This window comes from Nocardia sp. NPDC051052, assembly GCF_044456045.1.
Lineage (GTDB): Bacteria > Actinomycetota > Actinomycetes > Mycobacteriales > Mycobacteriaceae > Nocardia.
This window is the reverse complement of sequence record NZ_JBITFL010000001.1, coordinates 328,583-342,523: the sequence shown is the minus strand read 5'-3', so window position 1 is coordinate 342,523 and position 13,941 is coordinate 328,583. Positions and strand designations below refer to the sequence as shown.

16 protein-coding genes and 1 pseudogene are annotated in these 13,941 nt (G+C 68.3%); 5 read left to right on the top strand and 12 right to left on the bottom strand.

Annotation, left to right across the window (positions count from 1 at the left end):
* Positions 1 to 93 precede the first annotated feature (93 nt).
* From ACIBCN_RS01600 to ACIBCN_RS01580, 5 genes are all read right to left on the bottom strand, one after another.
* Positions 94 to 3,051, bottom strand: coding sequence for an AfsR/SARP family transcriptional regulator (locus tag ACIBCN_RS01600; protein WP_396989514.1), 2,958 nt, complete (start codon positions 3,049 to 3,051; stop codon positions 94 to 96).
* 142 nt (positions 3,052 to 3,193) lie between these two features.
* Entirely contained in the window at positions 3,194 to 4,045 is an 852-nt protein-coding gene (locus ACIBCN_RS01595; protein ID WP_396989513.1) for an NAD(P)-dependent oxidoreductase, read from the bottom strand.
* 2 nt (positions 4,046 to 4,047) lie between these two features.
* A complete protein-coding gene (locus tag ACIBCN_RS01590) occupies positions 4,048 to 4,173 on the bottom strand; it encodes a hypothetical protein (RefSeq protein ID WP_396989512.1) in 126 nt (41 codons plus the stop codon).
* A 208-nt stretch (positions 4,174 to 4,381) separates the two neighbouring features.
* The gene (locus ACIBCN_RS01585) at positions 4,382 to 4,582 is read right to left on the bottom strand and encodes a hypothetical protein (protein WP_396989511.1); all 201 of its coding nucleotides are present in this window, start codon (positions 4,580 to 4,582) and stop codon (positions 4,382 to 4,384) included.
* Positions 4,579 to 4,818: a hypothetical protein gene (locus ACIBCN_RS01580; RefSeq protein WP_396989510.1), complete on the bottom strand. Its 240-nt coding sequence runs from the start codon at positions 4,816 to 4,818 to the stop codon at positions 4,579 to 4,581. Before ACIBCN_RS01580 ends, ACIBCN_RS01585 begins: the two co-directional genes overlap by 4 nt.
* Before the next feature lie 257 nt (positions 4,819 to 5,075).
* On the opposite strand from ACIBCN_RS01580, the gene ACIBCN_RS01575 reads away from it, so the two are divergent.
* The 3 genes from ACIBCN_RS01575 to ACIBCN_RS01565 are packed head-to-tail and all read left to right on the top strand — an operon-like array spanning position 5,076 to position 6,774.
* A complete protein-coding gene (locus ACIBCN_RS01575; RefSeq protein ID WP_396989509.1) occupies positions 5,076 to 5,372 on the top strand; it encodes a hypothetical protein in 297 nt (98 codons plus the stop codon).
* Positions 5,372 to 5,923 carry a DUF6879 family protein gene (locus ACIBCN_RS01570; protein ID WP_396989508.1) on the top strand — a complete coding sequence of 184 codons (552 nt, stop codon included), beginning with the start codon at positions 5,372 to 5,374 and terminating at the stop codon, positions 5,921 to 5,923. The genes ACIBCN_RS01575 and ACIBCN_RS01570 overlap by 1 nt, the downstream gene beginning before the upstream one ends.
* Complete coding sequence (locus ACIBCN_RS01565) at positions 5,920 to 6,774, top strand: helix-turn-helix domain-containing protein (RefSeq protein ID WP_396989507.1); 855 nt, start codon at positions 5,920 to 5,922, stop codon at positions 6,772 to 6,774. Before ACIBCN_RS01570 ends, ACIBCN_RS01565 begins: the two co-directional genes overlap by 4 nt.
* A gap of 58 nt (positions 6,775 to 6,832) precedes the next feature.
* On the opposite strand, the gene ACIBCN_RS01560 is transcribed toward ACIBCN_RS01565, so the two are convergent.
* Together ACIBCN_RS01560 and ACIBCN_RS01555 are read right to left on the bottom strand one after the other, a co-directional pair.
* Positions 6,833 to 7,366 (bottom strand): hypothetical protein, encoded by a 534-nt coding sequence (locus ACIBCN_RS01560; RefSeq protein ID WP_396989506.1) that lies wholly within the window; start codon positions 7,364 to 7,366, stop codon positions 6,833 to 6,835.
* Entirely contained in the window at positions 7,366 to 7,521 is a 156-nt protein-coding gene (locus tag ACIBCN_RS01555; RefSeq protein ID WP_396989505.1) for a hypothetical protein, read from the bottom strand. Before ACIBCN_RS01555 ends, ACIBCN_RS01560 begins: the two co-directional genes overlap by 1 nt.
* A gap of 236 nt (positions 7,522 to 7,757) precedes the next feature.
* Between ACIBCN_RS01555 and ACIBCN_RS01550 the strand changes: the two are divergent.
* A pseudogene (locus tag ACIBCN_RS01550) lies at positions 7,758 to 8,675 on the top strand (LysR family transcriptional regulator); the annotation flags it as partial.
* Between the two features lie 27 nt (positions 8,676 to 8,702).
* Here ACIBCN_RS01550 and ACIBCN_RS01545 read toward each other — a convergent pair.
* The 4 genes from ACIBCN_RS01545 to ACIBCN_RS01530 form a co-directional block, all read right to left on the bottom strand.
* Positions 8,703 to 8,828, bottom strand: coding sequence for a zinc-binding dehydrogenase (locus ACIBCN_RS01545; protein ID WP_396990155.1), 126 nt, complete (start codon positions 8,826 to 8,828; stop codon positions 8,703 to 8,705).
* Between the two features lie 121 nt (positions 8,829 to 8,949).
* Positions 8,950 to 9,369: a DUF2871 domain-containing protein gene (locus ACIBCN_RS01540; RefSeq protein ID WP_396989504.1), complete on the bottom strand. Its 420-nt coding sequence runs from the start codon at positions 9,367 to 9,369 to the stop codon at positions 8,950 to 8,952.
* The gene (locus tag ACIBCN_RS01535) at positions 9,366 to 9,860 is read right to left on the bottom strand and encodes a DUF1772 domain-containing protein (RefSeq protein WP_396989503.1); all 495 of its coding nucleotides are present in this window, start codon (positions 9,858 to 9,860) and stop codon (positions 9,366 to 9,368) included. Before ACIBCN_RS01535 ends, ACIBCN_RS01540 begins: the two co-directional genes overlap by 4 nt.
* Positions 9,857 to 10,294: a DUF4267 domain-containing protein gene (locus tag ACIBCN_RS01530; RefSeq protein ID WP_396989502.1), complete on the bottom strand. Its 438-nt coding sequence runs from the start codon at positions 10,292 to 10,294 to the stop codon at positions 9,857 to 9,859. The genes ACIBCN_RS01535 and ACIBCN_RS01530 overlap by 4 nt, the downstream gene beginning before the upstream one ends.
* 284 nt (positions 10,295 to 10,578) lie before the next feature.
* Here ACIBCN_RS01530 and ACIBCN_RS01525 point away from each other — a divergent pair, with 284 nt between their 5' ends.
* Positions 10,579 to 11,796, top strand: coding sequence for an MFS transporter (locus ACIBCN_RS01525; RefSeq protein ID WP_396989501.1), 1,218 nt, complete (start codon positions 10,579 to 10,581; stop codon positions 11,794 to 11,796).
* Positions 11,797 to 11,806: 10 nt separating this feature from the next.
* Here the strand turns inward: ACIBCN_RS01525 and ACIBCN_RS01520 are convergent, their stop codons facing one another.
* A complete protein-coding gene (locus ACIBCN_RS01520; protein ID WP_396989500.1) occupies positions 11,807 to 13,828 on the bottom strand; it encodes a LuxR C-terminal-related transcriptional regulator in 2,022 nt (673 codons plus the stop codon).
* Positions 13,829 to 13,941 lie beyond the last annotated feature (113 nt).

The following is a 13,941-nucleotide window of genomic DNA, read 5'->3' as shown; positions in this document are numbered from 1 at the left end:
GGTTGCCGAAACGCTGAAGTTCGCCACCGGCAGCATTGGCCGAGGCCGCGACCGGCGCCGTTGACGACTCAGCCGAGGGGGAGCAGTTCCCCGTCAACTGGCGATCGACGCCTCGGCGTCCGGACCATCAAGCCCGATACGCCTACTCCATTGTGCGACCTTCTGCAGAATCGGCGCCGCCTCTTCCCCGCGCCCGACTGCGGCCAGCGCACGGCTGTACACCTGCATCGCCCGCACGCGTCGCTCCGCAGCCGAGACCTCGGTAAGGGCGCGCACCGCCTCGTCGGCGACCTGCACGGCCTCGTCGGCGACCAGCACCGTCTCGGCGGGGTCGCCGCTGTCCAGCATGACCTCGGCCAGCCTGGCCAGCGCCCACCCCTCCTGATGCCTGCGGCCATCTCGGCGGGCCGCCTCGAGCGCCTGCTCGCACAACTGCCTGGCGGTCTCGGGATCGCCGCCGTGCAGCGTCGCGAATCCCAACTCGTGCAACGCCATCGACTCGACCCGCAGGTTACCGACCTGGCGAGCGAACGACAGGGCCTGTTCGGCAGCTTCGACGGCTTCCGGCCACCGCCGGGCCTCGCAGGAGACGCGAGCGATCGTCGCCCAGACGATCCCCTGGCTCGCCGACCAGTCCTGGCTGACCAGTTCGATTGCGCGCCGGTAGTGTTCGATCGCCGTATCGATGTCGCGCTGGTAGGCCATGGCCGTGCCGAGCATGATCTCGGCGATGCCCGCGCCTGCCCGGTCTTCCAGTTCCAGCAGGGTCGCACCCGCGCGACTCAACGCGCCGACGGTGCCCAGGTCTCCCATTCCGACCAATCGGGCCATCGCGGCGGCCAGTTGCGCCCTGGCCACGGTCCGGCGTTCGCTGTCGGTTTCGGCCGCCCGGCTCAGCACCTCGAGGGCATGCGCCACTTGTGGTTGATGCTCGCCCACGTCGCCGCCCACCGCCAGCGACAACGCGAGATCGACCGCGAGCGTGCGGGTTTCCGCGTCACCACCGTCGGCCGCTTGCCGATAGAGCGCCACCACCGCGCGATGTTCGGCCAAAACCCAGGCGGCACACTGCTGTCCGGTGCTGAATCGCTGCCCGGCCGCGCTGGTGACCGCGTATTGGTCGGTACCGAAGCCCGGATCACGCAGTTCCACAATATTTTTTGCGCTGGCGAGATAGAAATCAACCAGCCGGTGCAACGCCTGCGGCCACTCCCGCACCTGCTCGCGTTCGGCCACCTGGCGGCCGAACACCCGCAACAGCTCGTGATACCGGTAACGCCCCAGCTCCGGTGTCTGCAACATGCCCAGGTCCACCAGCGTTTCACAAAGCCGTTCGGCCTCGCCCCAGTCCCGGTCGAGCAGGGCGGCGATGGCCGCGACGGACAGCTCCGGCACGTCGGCGAACGCCATCAGCACGAACGCGCGCGACAGCTCCGGTTCGAGGCTGCGGTAGCTGGCCAGGAAAGCGAGCTCCACGCTGGCGTTGCCGACCGTGAGTTCGGCCAACCGGCCGCGCTCGTCGGCCAGCCGCTCGGCAACCCCACCGAGCGGCCAGGTGGGCCTGCTCGCCAGCCGCGCCCCGATGATGCGCAGCGACAAGGGCAAATGCCCGCAGGCGCGCAGGATCTCTCGTGCCGCATCGGGTTCGGCGGCCAGCCGCCGGGCCGACACCCTGCGCTCCAACAACTTCCACGCCGCGTCGGGAGTCAGCACATCGAGCGGGACCAGCCGCGCGTCGAACATTTCCGCCAGACTCGACCGGCTGGTCACCAGCACCGCCGCCGCACCGGGACCGGGCAGCAACGGAGTGACGTGCTCGACGTCGCGCGCGTTGTCGAGCAGCAGCAGTACCCGCTTGCGGGCAATAATGCTGCGCCACAAGTCCGTTCGCTCCGCCCGGTCGAGCGGCAGCGCGCTCGATTCGAAACCGAAGGCGCGCAACGCGGTCTCGATCAGCACGTCGATCGAGCGCGGCAGTTCGTCCATGCCACCGAGATCGAGCGACAGCACGCCGTCCGGATACCACTGGCGCACCCGATGCGCGAGATGCACCGCGAGCGCGGTCTTTCCGATGCCGCCCATCCCGGTGATCGCGACCATCGGGCGGCGGTCGGAGTCGGTACCGAGCAGCTCGGTCAGTTCGTCGACGAGGTCGTCGCGCCCGACGAAGTCGGCGATGTCCGAGGGCAGCTGCGCCGGGACCCGCGGCGAATTCAGGTCGCGTTCGGGCGAACGCGATGTCCGCGTCTCCACCGGCGCCTTGGCCGCGAGGATCTCCTGATGCAGCCGCACCAGTTCCGGACCAGGATCGAGCCCGAGCTCGTCGGCAAGCAACCGGCGCGCCTTCCGGTACACCTCGAGCGCCTCGACCCGCCGCCCGGCCCGGTACAGCGCGACCATCAGCAGTTCGTGCCACCGCTCGCCCTGCGGTTCGGCCGCGACGAGCGCCTCCAATTCCGCGACGGCGGCCGAATAGCGACCGAGGTCGAGCGTGACGGCTATCGCGGCCTCGTCCAGCGCCGAGCGCAGCCCGCCGAGGCGGGCCCGCTCCTTGTCCGCCCACGGCCCCGGCACCCCGACCAGCGGATCGCCGCGCCAGAGTTGCTTGGCCGCAACGAGTTTCTCGTTCGCCAGGTCGGGCGCGCCCGCGGCCCGGTCGGATTCCGCGGCCATGATCAACCCCTCGACCGCGGCGACATCGAACTCCACCGGCAGGTCGAGCCGATAGCCACCGATGGTCGAGCCGAGCCACGCCGCGCCGGCCCCGGCATGGCCGTGCGCGTCGAACTGCTTACGCACGTCGTGCACATGATTGCGCACCACATTGACCGCCGAGGTCGGCGCCGGGTCCGCCCACAGGCGCGCCGCCAACTGCGTCGTCGACAGGGTGCGCCCGGACTCGGCCGCGAGAATCGTCAGCATGGCCAGTGTCTGCGGCGCCGAGATATCCAGCTTGCGCTCGGCCAGCCGCACCTCGACCGGACCCAAGACATCCAGCCGAAGCACCCCGAAGGGCGCCACCCGCATATCTGAGATCTCTTGCGTCGCCAAATGAATCCTCACCTCGAGCCGATAGCCCGAAGTTTAGAAGCCCGGCAACACCCATGCGTGCACCACAGCGACAGCTACGCAGAACATACGCGTCAGTTATGCGCTGGCCCGCCAGCGTGTGGTAGCGGGAAACGGCGAGCAGTTACCTGGGTCGGCGGTGCCTGATATATGCCAGCACGGCCGTGTAGTCGAGGCCGCCGAAACCCTTGTCCGACGCGTCGGACAGCCACGTGGCCATCGCCGCCGACAGCCGCGCGTCGATGCCGGCCTCGCGTGCCGAAGCCGCGATGAGTCCGGCATCTTTGAGCGCCGTGTCCAGCGCGAATCGCGGCGGATACTGGTCGTCGGTGATCGCGGGCCGCCTGCGTCGCGCCTGCGCCTGCAGCGGCGTGCGGTCCAGAATCTCGAACGCCGCGTCGGCGGACAGGCCGAACGACTCGGCCAGGGCCAGACATTCGCCGAGCACACCGATGACACCGAACAGGGCATTGTTGGCGACCAGCTTCGCCGCGGTCCCCGCGCCGAGGCCGCCGACCCGATGCTGCGTGCCCAGCACCCGTAGCACCGGCTCGCAGGCGGCGACAACCTCGTCATCGCCACCGGTCAGCAGCACCAGTGTGCCTGCCTCGGCCTCGGCGATGCTGCCGAGCACTGGGACATCCAGCAATCCGGCCCCGGCCGGAAGGTTCCGCGAAAGCCATTGCGCCGCTGCGGAATCGACCGTGGACATCTGGACGACGGTGGCGCCGTCACCGAGGCCCGCAGCCAGCCCGTCCGCACCGGGCACCACCGCGCGCAGGGCGGCGCCGTCGGAGACCATGGTGATCACGACGTCGGCTCCGCACGCCGCATCCGCCGGGGAACTGCCCACCCGAACGCCGGGCACATCAACGGTCGAACGCCGCGACCACACACTCACCGAGTGCCCGGTTCGCGCGAGCCGACCCGCGATTCGTCGACCCATCGCGCCGAGTCCGATCACGGCGACCTGCATCCCTACCCCGTTCTGCCCGCGGTGGTACCGGCGGCCGCGAGTGTATCGAGCACTTCGTCGCGCACCACCCGATCGAGCATGTCCATATTCACCCGCCACAGCGCGCACCGCGCGACAATCGCTCGCAAACGCGCTTTCCTGGCGGCATAGGTCCGCCGAGCCGGGCAGTCAGCCGCGGTAGTGGCTAACCCGACATATCTCTATATATGGGCATAGTCCGGCACGTAGCCGAGCCTCCGGCGCGTCGAAGAACGCGGCGCATCGCGCACCCTCCCCGAGCCGGCTGCGTATCCGGCCTCATCGGCTCATGTTGCGAAAAGGGCCCGAGCACGGCCATCAGGATGTCGTGCGCGGCGACCCAGAAGTCCCGGCGTGGTGTCCAGAGTGGTTGTCTTCCTCGCGAATTCGGTCGTGGATACCGCTCACCGACTGCTCGCGCGGAATGCGCTGCGGCCAGCAGATCGCGCCGACGATGACCGCAAGCGGCAGGCCGACCGCCACGACGAACCCGACGATCACCCAGATGTTGTTGCTCATCGGGTCTCGGTGTCGGTGACGGCTATCGGGTCCACATCGATCACGGGCCGCGCCGCGGTGGCTATCGCGCTCATAGCATCGGCGTGCAACTCTCCGGGGCTGACCGGCCATCCGTCGTCGCCGACGAACGACCATGAGCCATCCCTGTTGTGCAGGTAAGCGCGCGGGGAGTCGTCCGGCGCGAGCGCCGGCTTCCGCGCATCTACGTCGTTGTCCCCTCGTCCGGGTGTGCTCACGGCCCACCTCTTCCGTCGTCCGGCGGGTACGCACCACCGCCAGGGAATGTTGCTGCCCCACGACCTAGTACAGGCAGCCCGCCGCGCCTCTCAACAGCATCGAAACTGCGATGGGGCATGAAATTGACGCTAGGCGGGCATTGCCTTGACCCGATACAACTTTGCGCAATCTTGCGCAAAGGCCTGTGAGCTGAGGAGCTGGCACAGGGATGATTGCGAGGCAGGTTTCGCCTCAATCCGCAAAGGATGGCACCACAATGAACTCTCACCTCACACTTCGTCTGCTCGGCTCTGGCTCGGACCACGGCACCTGCCCGGCGGTGTACGCCACCGAGACCGGCGAGCTGGTCGTACAAGGCGACATCACCGACCGAACCGGGACCGTGCTGGTACCGCACGTCCTGCTCGACTGGCTGGAGCCGGGCATGACACTTCCTGTGGAGGCCACTGAGGCCCCCGGCTCGTTCTTGGTCAGCGGCGAGCAGGTCACCTTGCCGGAAGTCCTTGAACAGCTCCGTCTCGCCGACCATGAGACAGCCGTGGTGGTGCGCTGATGCTCCACGTTGTCGGCGACGAGGTGTTCGAGCCGCTGTTCCGCGCAGCCCGCCGTTATGCGTTTCACTTGGAGGTGCAGGACACCTACGGCGTGGCCGATGAAGTCGAAGCGCTACGGCGCTGGAAGGCCGGGGAAACCTACGAACCGGAGGAACAGCCCGCGTCGTGGAAGGCGTGGGACGACCTGGTGGTCGAGACTGCCGGTCGCGGCGTCACGCTCGAACGCCTGCGCGTGGTCACCGTCCCGCACTCGGACTACACCCGGTGGTTGCTCAGCCAGACCGAAATCCGCCTCGAGGTCGGAGAGGCAGTGCGGTGGCTACCGCGCCACCTCGCCGACCCAGCTGACGTGCCGGGCGATGACTTCTGGCTGTTCGATGACGACACGGTGGCCTTCACGACCTTCGCAGAGAGCGGGGAGTTCATGGGGCTGTCCATTACCACCGATCCGGGAATCGTCTCTCGCTGCGTGAACGCACGGGCGACGTTGTGGCCGCACGGCATTGACCACATCCAGTACGTCGACAGTGAGCACGCGCACGCACAGTGAGAGCTGTCGATGACGCACGGGCCGCGCTCGGCGCCCGCCTTCGGGAGCTGCGCCGAGCCGCGCATTTGTCCGGCGTCGATCTCGCTGCTCGATGCGACTGGCACTCCAGCAAGATCAGCCGCATCGAACGCGGAAAGCAAGCGCCGTCCGAAGCCGACCTCGCCGTCTGGTGCGAGGCGTGCGGCGCTCTGAACGTGTTGGACGACCTTGTTGCGAGCCTGCGGAATCTACGCGCGATGTATCTAGAGTGGCAGCGCACCGTGACCGCCGGGCACGCGCACCGGCAGCGCCAGTCCATCAAGCTCGAAGGCCAGACCCGGCTCATCCGCTGGTTCGCTCCCGACACCCTGCCTGGGCTGTTGCAAACCGAGGGTTACGCGCGGGCCATCCTGCGCGCTTGCATCGCCATCACCGGAGGCCGTGACGACCTGGAGGAGGCCGTCGCCATGAGGATGGCGCGCAAGGGCGTTTTCCAGCGCCGCGAGCACCGCTTCCACATTTTGATCAGCGAGGCTGGGCTACACCGGACCGTCGGCGACAGCGCGGTGATGGCGGCACAACTCGAGCACCTACTCGGCGAACTGGCGCGTCCCAACCTCCTACTGGGCGTGATCCCGCTGGACGCCGAATACTGCGCCCCGGCAACGAACTTCGTCATCTACGACCGAACCCAGGTGCTCACCGAGACCGTTAGCGCCGAACTCACCATCACCCGGCCATCGGAGATCGCCCTGCACGAGAAGACCTTCGCGCTGCTCGCGGGCCAGGCGGCCTACGGCGACGCCGCACGAGCTCTGATCACAAACGCACTGGCGCGGCGCACGGCTGCTGAACCCGGCTCCGACCTCTAAGTATCGGACTCTAAGAGACAAGGCGTCGCGATCACGCCGGCGGATTCGGACGTTCCGGTCATCGCCGCGCCTCCGTCGTGCCCTTCACCCACGCCGGGCCGGTCAGGAACCAGATGACGGTGATGATCCCCAGGGGCTGCAGCACCTCGCGCAGCGCGGCGGCCTGTTGCGCGTCGGCGACCGTCACCGACAGGCCGAAGCACACGGCCAGCGCGATCGCGGCCGCGACCAACCATTTGACGAACGATTTCGTCTCGTTCTTCAGCGCTTCCGGGCCGTGCTTGGGGCGTTTCGCCGGACGCGGCGCGCCCGCGAACCGGTATGCGAACCAGCCGTCGAGCCAAGCGATGGTCCCTTTTCCGAAGACCACGGTCCAGCCAAGATAGATCCCCGCCAGAAGGTGTATGCCCGTGACCTCCGCGCCCCGGTACACGTCGATGGCTACCGCGCCGACCAAGCACACATCGATCAGCGGAACCAGAGCCAGCACAACCGAACTCGTTTGTCGCCAGCGCACTACGTAGCGCAACAGCAGTCCGGTCGCGGCGAGAATCCAGAACGCGACCTCGCAGGTCAGAATGACGGTAACCATCACCGCACCTGTCGGAGTGCGCTCGAGCAAGCGAGCAGAAACACGATCTGCCCAACCGCGACCAGCCCGGTGGCGGAGCTGACCGGATCGAGCACGACACCGGTGACTGCACGCAACCGCAACACCGGAGCAGACGGATCTGCCGAGACCTTCACAGCACCGATTCCTTTTCGCTCAGAAGCCACCCCCGAGGACGCGCGACCCGCGTTCCACAGTGATCATGGTCCCGTCGTAGGCCCGTGCCGTCGTCCTCCTTTATGACGACTTCGGGTACCAGATCCGCCGATCGGGCCAATCCAGGCTAGGTCCCTTGCGAATACCCTTGCCGCCAAGCTAAATTGAGCGGTTCTGCCCAGCTCCCAGGGAGCGGGTAACCGAACAGCTACCTCACGTGCGAAGATCGGTTGCGCAAAACTTCCCATCGCACTCGAGGAGACCGGTGATCGAGCGCTATGAGATCGAGACGTTCCTGACCTTGGCCGAGGAGCTGCACTTCCGGCGAACGTCCGAACGGCTCGGGTTGTCACCGGGGCGGGTGAGCCAGACGATCAAGAGGTTGGAGCAGCGCGTCGGCGTACCGCTGTTCGGCCGCACCAGCCGCCACGTCGTGCTCACCGCCGCCGGCCGACGACTCCGTGACGAGCTGCGGCCCGCCTACGAAGGCGTCCAGCTGGCGATTACCCGGGCCATCGAATTGGGTCGCGGCGTCACGGGCACGCTCCGCGTCGGATACTCCACCCCGTGGGTGGCCGACCTGCTCGGCCGCACCGTCGAAGCCTTCCATGGGCGCAATCCCGACTGCGAGATCAAGGTCCACGAGATCCAGCTCGGTAATCCGCTCGGCGGACTCCGCTCGGGCGACCTCGATCTGCAGATCAGCGAATTCCCCATCGACGAGCCGGATCTCACGGCAGGCCCGGTGATCTTCGCCGAACCACGCGCGCTCATGGTTCCGGCGCGGCATCCGTTCGCGCGCCGGGAGACCGTGTCGCTGGAGGATCTCGCCGACGTCCCGCTGGTGTCGCTACGCGGCGACATCCCCGCCTACTGGCTGAACTTCCACCTCCCCACCCGTACGCCGTCCGGACGGCCGATCCCGCAGGGACCGGCCGCCACCTACTGGACAGAAATGCCTACCCACGTCGCCGCCGGGCGCGGCGTCGCCCCCGTGGCGTTGCGCGGCCGTCACTATCATGCTCGCCCCGGCGTCACCTTCGTACCGTTCAGTGACGCTCCGCCCATCGAATACGGCCTGATCTGGCCGAGGACCGGAGACTCCGCCCTGGTGTGCGCGTTCATCCAGACGCTACTCGAAACGGCTGCGGCGCAACGCCGTTCAGTCGACGGTGAGGACGATCTTCCCGACGACGCGTCCGCTGTGGCTGAGCTCGTGCGCCTCGGCGGCGAGTTCGAGAGGCAAGACCCTGTCGAGGGGCCGCAAGCGGCCGGTTTCGACGATCATGAAGACGGCCCGAATTCCGAGCGGCCGCGCCTCGTCGGCTAGGTAGGCGGGCCCCGCCGCACCTCGACAACCCGCAAGACGTCGGACCCGCCGAAGCGATCCTGGGCGATAGCGCGCATGGTCATTGTGCTCCCTGTTGTGGCTCCGAAACCCGCTTGCCGAGGGCGATGAAGAACAGAATCAAGCCCACCGTCAGCACGATGTGCCCGAGCCCGGCGATGCCGGAGATCGCGGCGCTGGTCTCGGCGCCGACGACGGTCTGAATGCCGTGCACGGTCATCATCACGACGGTCAGTGCGAGACCCGCGTTGTAGACCCAGAAGAACCAGCCGAACAGTGTGCTGGTGCTCAGGGTGAACACTTTCGCCAACGCCAGCACGATGAGGTGGAACAGCATCCCGAGGGCGAGCAGGTGCGTGTGCACCACGCCGAGTTGGGTGTCACCGGTGACGTCGTACCACTTGGTGAGCTCGCGGTAGAACAGACCGCTGATAACCCCGACGATCATGTAGGTGTGCGCCGCGTAATAGATCTTCTTCACAATGGCCTGCGCCCGAACCGCACCAGCGCCCACGCGAAGCAGCCGAGCGCACCGGCGCTGGCGACCGCGCGGGCGATGTTCCAGGCCACCCACGGTCCTTCGAACCGCGCGCGGACCGCGGCCAGATCGGCGATCTGGGCCGGATCACCGGCGGCCGCCAGCTTGTCGTTGAGCGGGACACTCACGCCGGTCGTGATCGCGAACATCAGTAGGTAGCAGAAGAATCCGGCGATGGCCCAGTTGCGAGCCGTCGGGAACCGCCAGTTCGTCAGCACGGCGGCCACCGCGGCGGCGAGCCCACCCATGAACAAGGCCATGAACAGCGGGTTCACGATCACCACATTGATTTGCTGCATGACCTCGACGAAAACGCCGTCGCTCGCGTGCCGCAGGGCGGGCATCACCGAGTAAGCGAACCCGGCGAAAAGTCCCGCCATCAGTCCGGCCGTGACCACCGCCGCGACCAGCGCGGCCGCTCGGGCCGTTCTCACCGCGCTGCCCCGGAAACGACAGGGGCTGCGCCCGTTGCCATTTCGCCGGCACCGCGCCGCTCACGAAGCAGCAGTCCGCCGGTGAGCACCACCAGGATCGCGGTGAGGCCATGCACGCCGAGCGCGGTCGCCGTCGACCCTCCATAGCGCAGCACGGTCACCATGTCGCCCAACGGATTCAGCGCGATGACGAGGGTGGCGACCCCCAGCGCGAATCGCTGTCGCACGGCGAGCAGCGCGAGGATGATCAGCCCGCTCGTAATGTCGCGAATACCTTTGAGATTCAAGAAGGCGACCGCGTCCCCCTGTGGCCACTCGGGCAAGCCGAATTGCGGGGCCATGGACGCGGGCGTGACCACGTAACTGACGCCGACGTAGATGATGAACGCGGCACCGATCAGCGAAAGTGCGGTGGCTATGCGGGAGAGATTCAAACTCGTGCTCCAGATATCGATCGTTGAACTGCCTGTCCAAGGATTCAGAACGGGAGTTCCTGGAACAATGACGCATTGGTCAACCACCGTTTAGATCCGCTCAACGATCGAGACGAGCCGGTCCAGCCGCTGCGGCGGCTTCGGTGATCCACCTCACATGCGCAGTGGGCTGCCCCGACCTCGCGAGATCGATTGTAATGTTTCCACTCGGAATCAGGGGACGGGAGCGCGTTGCTGTCACACTTGTTCGAGCCGTTCTCGCCGCATGCGTGCGGGGCGTGCCGATGAGCCAAACCATCCGGCAGGTGCCGGGTTTCGGCAGGCTGATGTTCGGGCGCACGCTGTCGTTCCTGGCCACCGCCCTGGTGCCGATGGCGCTCACCCTCGCGGTGATCGACGCCACCGGACGGGCGGGCGACCTGGGCCTCGTCCTGGCCGCGGAGTTGTTGCCGCAGTTGGTATTACTGCCGATCGGCGGGGTGCTGGCCGACCGCTTCCGGCCGCAGAAGGTGGCCTTCGCCGCGGACCTGACGCGCGGGCTCGCGCAGCTCGGGATCGGCATCGAATTGCTGTGCGGCGTAGTACGAATCACCGATCTGGCAATTCTCTCGGCGATCACCGGCATCGGCGTCGCCTTCGGCACCCCGACGATGTCACCGCTGATCTTGGCGACGGTCCCGCAGGTCCATCGGTTGCAGGCCAACAGTTATCTCGGCGTGGTGCGCGGCATCACCCTGGTCGCCGGGCCGGGCGTCGCCGGCGTGCTCGCGGTAACGGTCGGCCCCGGTTGGACTTTCATCGTGACCGCCGCGGTGTTCGCGGTGGCGGCGTGCACCCTCGGCGGACTCCGGATCGCACCGCGCCCGGTGGTCGAGCATCCGGTCTCGTTCGTCCGGCAGCTGGCCGACGGCTGGTTCGAGGTGCGCAGCCGACCGTGGTTCTGGTCCAACCTGATCGGGCACGGCGTCTCGAATCTCGCCGCGGGCGTCCTCCTGACGCTCGGCCCGCTCATCGCGGTGCGATCGCTCGGCGGCGAGGTTTCCTGGGTGCTGATCTACCAGTCCGGTATGGCCGGCGTGGTGCTCGGCGCACTGATCGCACCCCGGCTGCGAGTACAACGCCCCCTCGTACTGACATCGGTCTGCAGCGCCCTGTTCGCCCTGCCGATGATCAGCTTCGCGACGCTGACACCGGCGTGGGTCGACGCCATCACCTACTGCGCCGCGATGCTCGGCGTCGGGCTCCTGAACACGGTGTGGCAGACCGCAATACAACGCGAGTTCCCACCCGAGGCGCTGGCCCGCGCCGATTCCTACGACGTCCTGCTGTCACTCGCCGCCCGCCCACTCGGCACGGCCTTCGCCGCCCCGATCGCCGCCGTCACCGGCGACGCCGTCCCACTGCTGACGATGGCGGTCCTGGTCGCGGTGGTGAATCTGTCGATCATCGCGCTCCCCGATGTCCGGGCGATGACCACCGAGAAGGCCATGACCCGGCGGTAGCCTGCCCGGCCTAGCCGGTAGCGGAGACGGACGAGCCCGCGTCCCCGAGGACGAAGCTCAGTTCGCTGCGGCGGGCGATCTCCAGTTTGCGGTAGACGCGGGTGAGGTGTTGTTCGACGGTGCTGGTGGTGATGTCGAGGGTGGCGGCGATGTCGCGATTGCGGTTGCCGTGGGCGGCGAGTTCGGCGACGCGGCGTTCGGCGGGGCTGAGGACGTCGAGACCGTTGGGGTGCGCGCGTAGCCGGGGGCCGGGTGGGGTGGGGCAGCGTGGGCGGTCGCCGAGCAGGTCGTGCAACAGTGCGCCCGCGCCGCAGGAGTCGGCGAGCCTGGTGGCCTCCCGGATCAGCAGCCGCGCCTTGTCGTGGTCGCCGACGGCGCGGTGCGCGGCGCCGAGTTCGCCGAGGGCCGTGGCCAATTCGAGGTCGCAGCCGCCGGAGCGGGCGATCGCCGCGGCGTCGCGCAGCAACCGGACCCGCTGGTAGCGGTCGGCGGTCACGGCGAGCAGGCGCAGCGATACACCGCCGGTGCGATGCTGGCTCGCGGTGCCGAGCAGATCGAGATGGCGGGTCGCGACGGCGCGCGCGGACCGGTGCTCACCGAGCGCGAGATGCGCCGCGGCGACGTCGTTGCGCCACGGCACCAGCCAGGCGAAGTCCATCCGCCAGCGACGCATCAGGTGGCCGCAGCGACGGAAGGTGCGCAGTGCCTCGTCGGCGCGGTCGACGGCAAGGTAGTGGTGCCCGCGCGCGTGCAGGTAGGGCAGGCCGAAGCGCGACTCGAACATGGCCCGCGGCACGGGTCTTCGTAGCTGTGCCTCGGCGTCGGCGTGCCTGCCCGCCAGCGTGAGCGCGCGAACGAGCGCCGCGATCGGGGTGCCGATCCAGACGCCGAGCTGTTCGGCGGGCACATGATTCAGCGCGAGCACCGCGTCGTCGGCCGCGGCCCGCGCATTGCCCTTGCGCAGCATGGTTTCCGCGCGCAGGCCCGCGAAGATCGACTGCCAGGTCGGTGCCTGGCGTGCCTCGGCCTCGGCGAGCAGCGAGTCACACCAGGCGGCCGCGGTATCGAGCCGGTCGGTGTAGATCAGGCAATGCACCGCCGCCGCAAGGGTTTCCACGGTGCTCGGAGCGAGCCGATGGCAGGTGAGCAAACGCTGTGCGAGAGTGCTGGTTTCGTCGCGCGGACGCCCGGTGAACAGGCCGGTCAGCAGCTGCGCGCCGAGTAGGTGCGGCGACGGTCGCAGCGCGCTCGCCGTGCGTCGCAGCGCCTGGGCCGCGAGGAGTCGCTGCTGGCGTTGCGCCTGCGGCGGATGGGTGGCACGCAGCCACGCGCACAGAAAGTCGACCTTCGGTGCCGCCTCGTCGAGCCGCCCGCAATCCAGTTGTCCGAGAGCCTGATCCGCGTGCTGGGTCTGACCGTGCCAGAGCAGGAACATGACGGCGGCGGGCAACACCGCGGCAGGCACCCGGCCCGCCCGGACGGCCGCGCGCATCCGGGTGTAGTTCCGCGTTCGACTCGACGGGCTGATCCGCCATTCGGCCCGCACCAGCCGGATCGCGATGGTGGCACGCTCCGCCGGGTCACGCGTGGCGCGATAGGCCAATTCCAGCCGGGCCACCGCGCGGTCGATCTGGTCGTTCGCCAACGCCTCGGCCGCCGCGGTGAGCAGCACCACCGCCGCCCATGACTGTTCGGCGACACCGGCCGCGACCAACTGATCAGCCACCGCGCCCGCCGGAAACCCCTTGTCGTGCAACAGCTCCGCCGCACGCAAGTGCAACTCCCGGCGCACCTGCGCCGGAGTGTCGCGCAGGATCCAGTCGGCGATGTCGACCTCGGCAACCGGCGCCCCCGCGGACGACCCGGCGGCGAGCTGCCGGACGGCCGAGCGCACCGCGGCCTCGTCGGCGGCGAGCAGCTCGGCGACCAGGCCGACCGTGCTCGCGCCGCCGAGCACGGCTATCGCCTGACCGACCCCGGATCGAGCGAGGGTCGACCACTTCTCGCCCTGCGGCGAGATCTGCTTCTGCATATCCGAGCCCCCTTCGTCGACAAGATGTAGCCGACTGGGGAAGGGCACCAACGAAGAGAGAAACTCGGGTGCGCTGAAGATGCGGCATCGTCGCAGCAGGGACGTCACCGGAC

Excerpts from the sequence above, each read along its gene's own strand:
- ACIBCN_RS01595 (WP_396989513.1), bottom strand. The coding sequence starts at position 4,045 with ATGCAGGTCGCCGTGATCGGACTCGGCGCGATGGGTCGACGAATCGCG.
- ACIBCN_RS01585 (WP_396989511.1), bottom strand. The coding sequence starts at position 4,582 with ATGAGCAACAACATCTGGGTGATCGTCGGGTTCGTCGTGGCGGTCGGC.
- ACIBCN_RS01575 (WP_396989509.1), top strand. The coding sequence starts at position 5,076 with ATGAACTCTCACCTCACACTTCGTCTGCTCGGCTCTGGCTCGGACCAC.
- ACIBCN_RS01570 (WP_396989508.1), top strand. The coding sequence starts at position 5,372 with ATGCTCCACGTTGTCGGCGACGAGGTGTTCGAGCCGCTGTTCCGCGCA.
- ACIBCN_RS01560 (WP_396989506.1), bottom strand. The coding sequence starts at position 7,366 with ATGGTTACCGTCATTCTGACCTGCGAGGTCGCGTTCTGGATTCTCGCC.
- ACIBCN_RS01545 (WP_396990155.1), bottom strand. The coding sequence starts at position 8,828 with ATGATCGTCGAAACCGGCCGCTTGCGGCCCCTCGACAGGGTCTTGCCT.
- ACIBCN_RS01525 (WP_396989501.1), top strand. The coding sequence starts at position 10,579 with ATGAGCCAAACCATCCGGCAGGTGCCGGGTTTCGGCAGGCTGATGTTC.
- ACIBCN_RS01520 (WP_396989500.1), bottom strand. The coding sequence starts at position 13,828 with ATGCAGAAGCAGATCTCGCCGCAGGGCGAGAAGTGGTCGACCCTCGCT.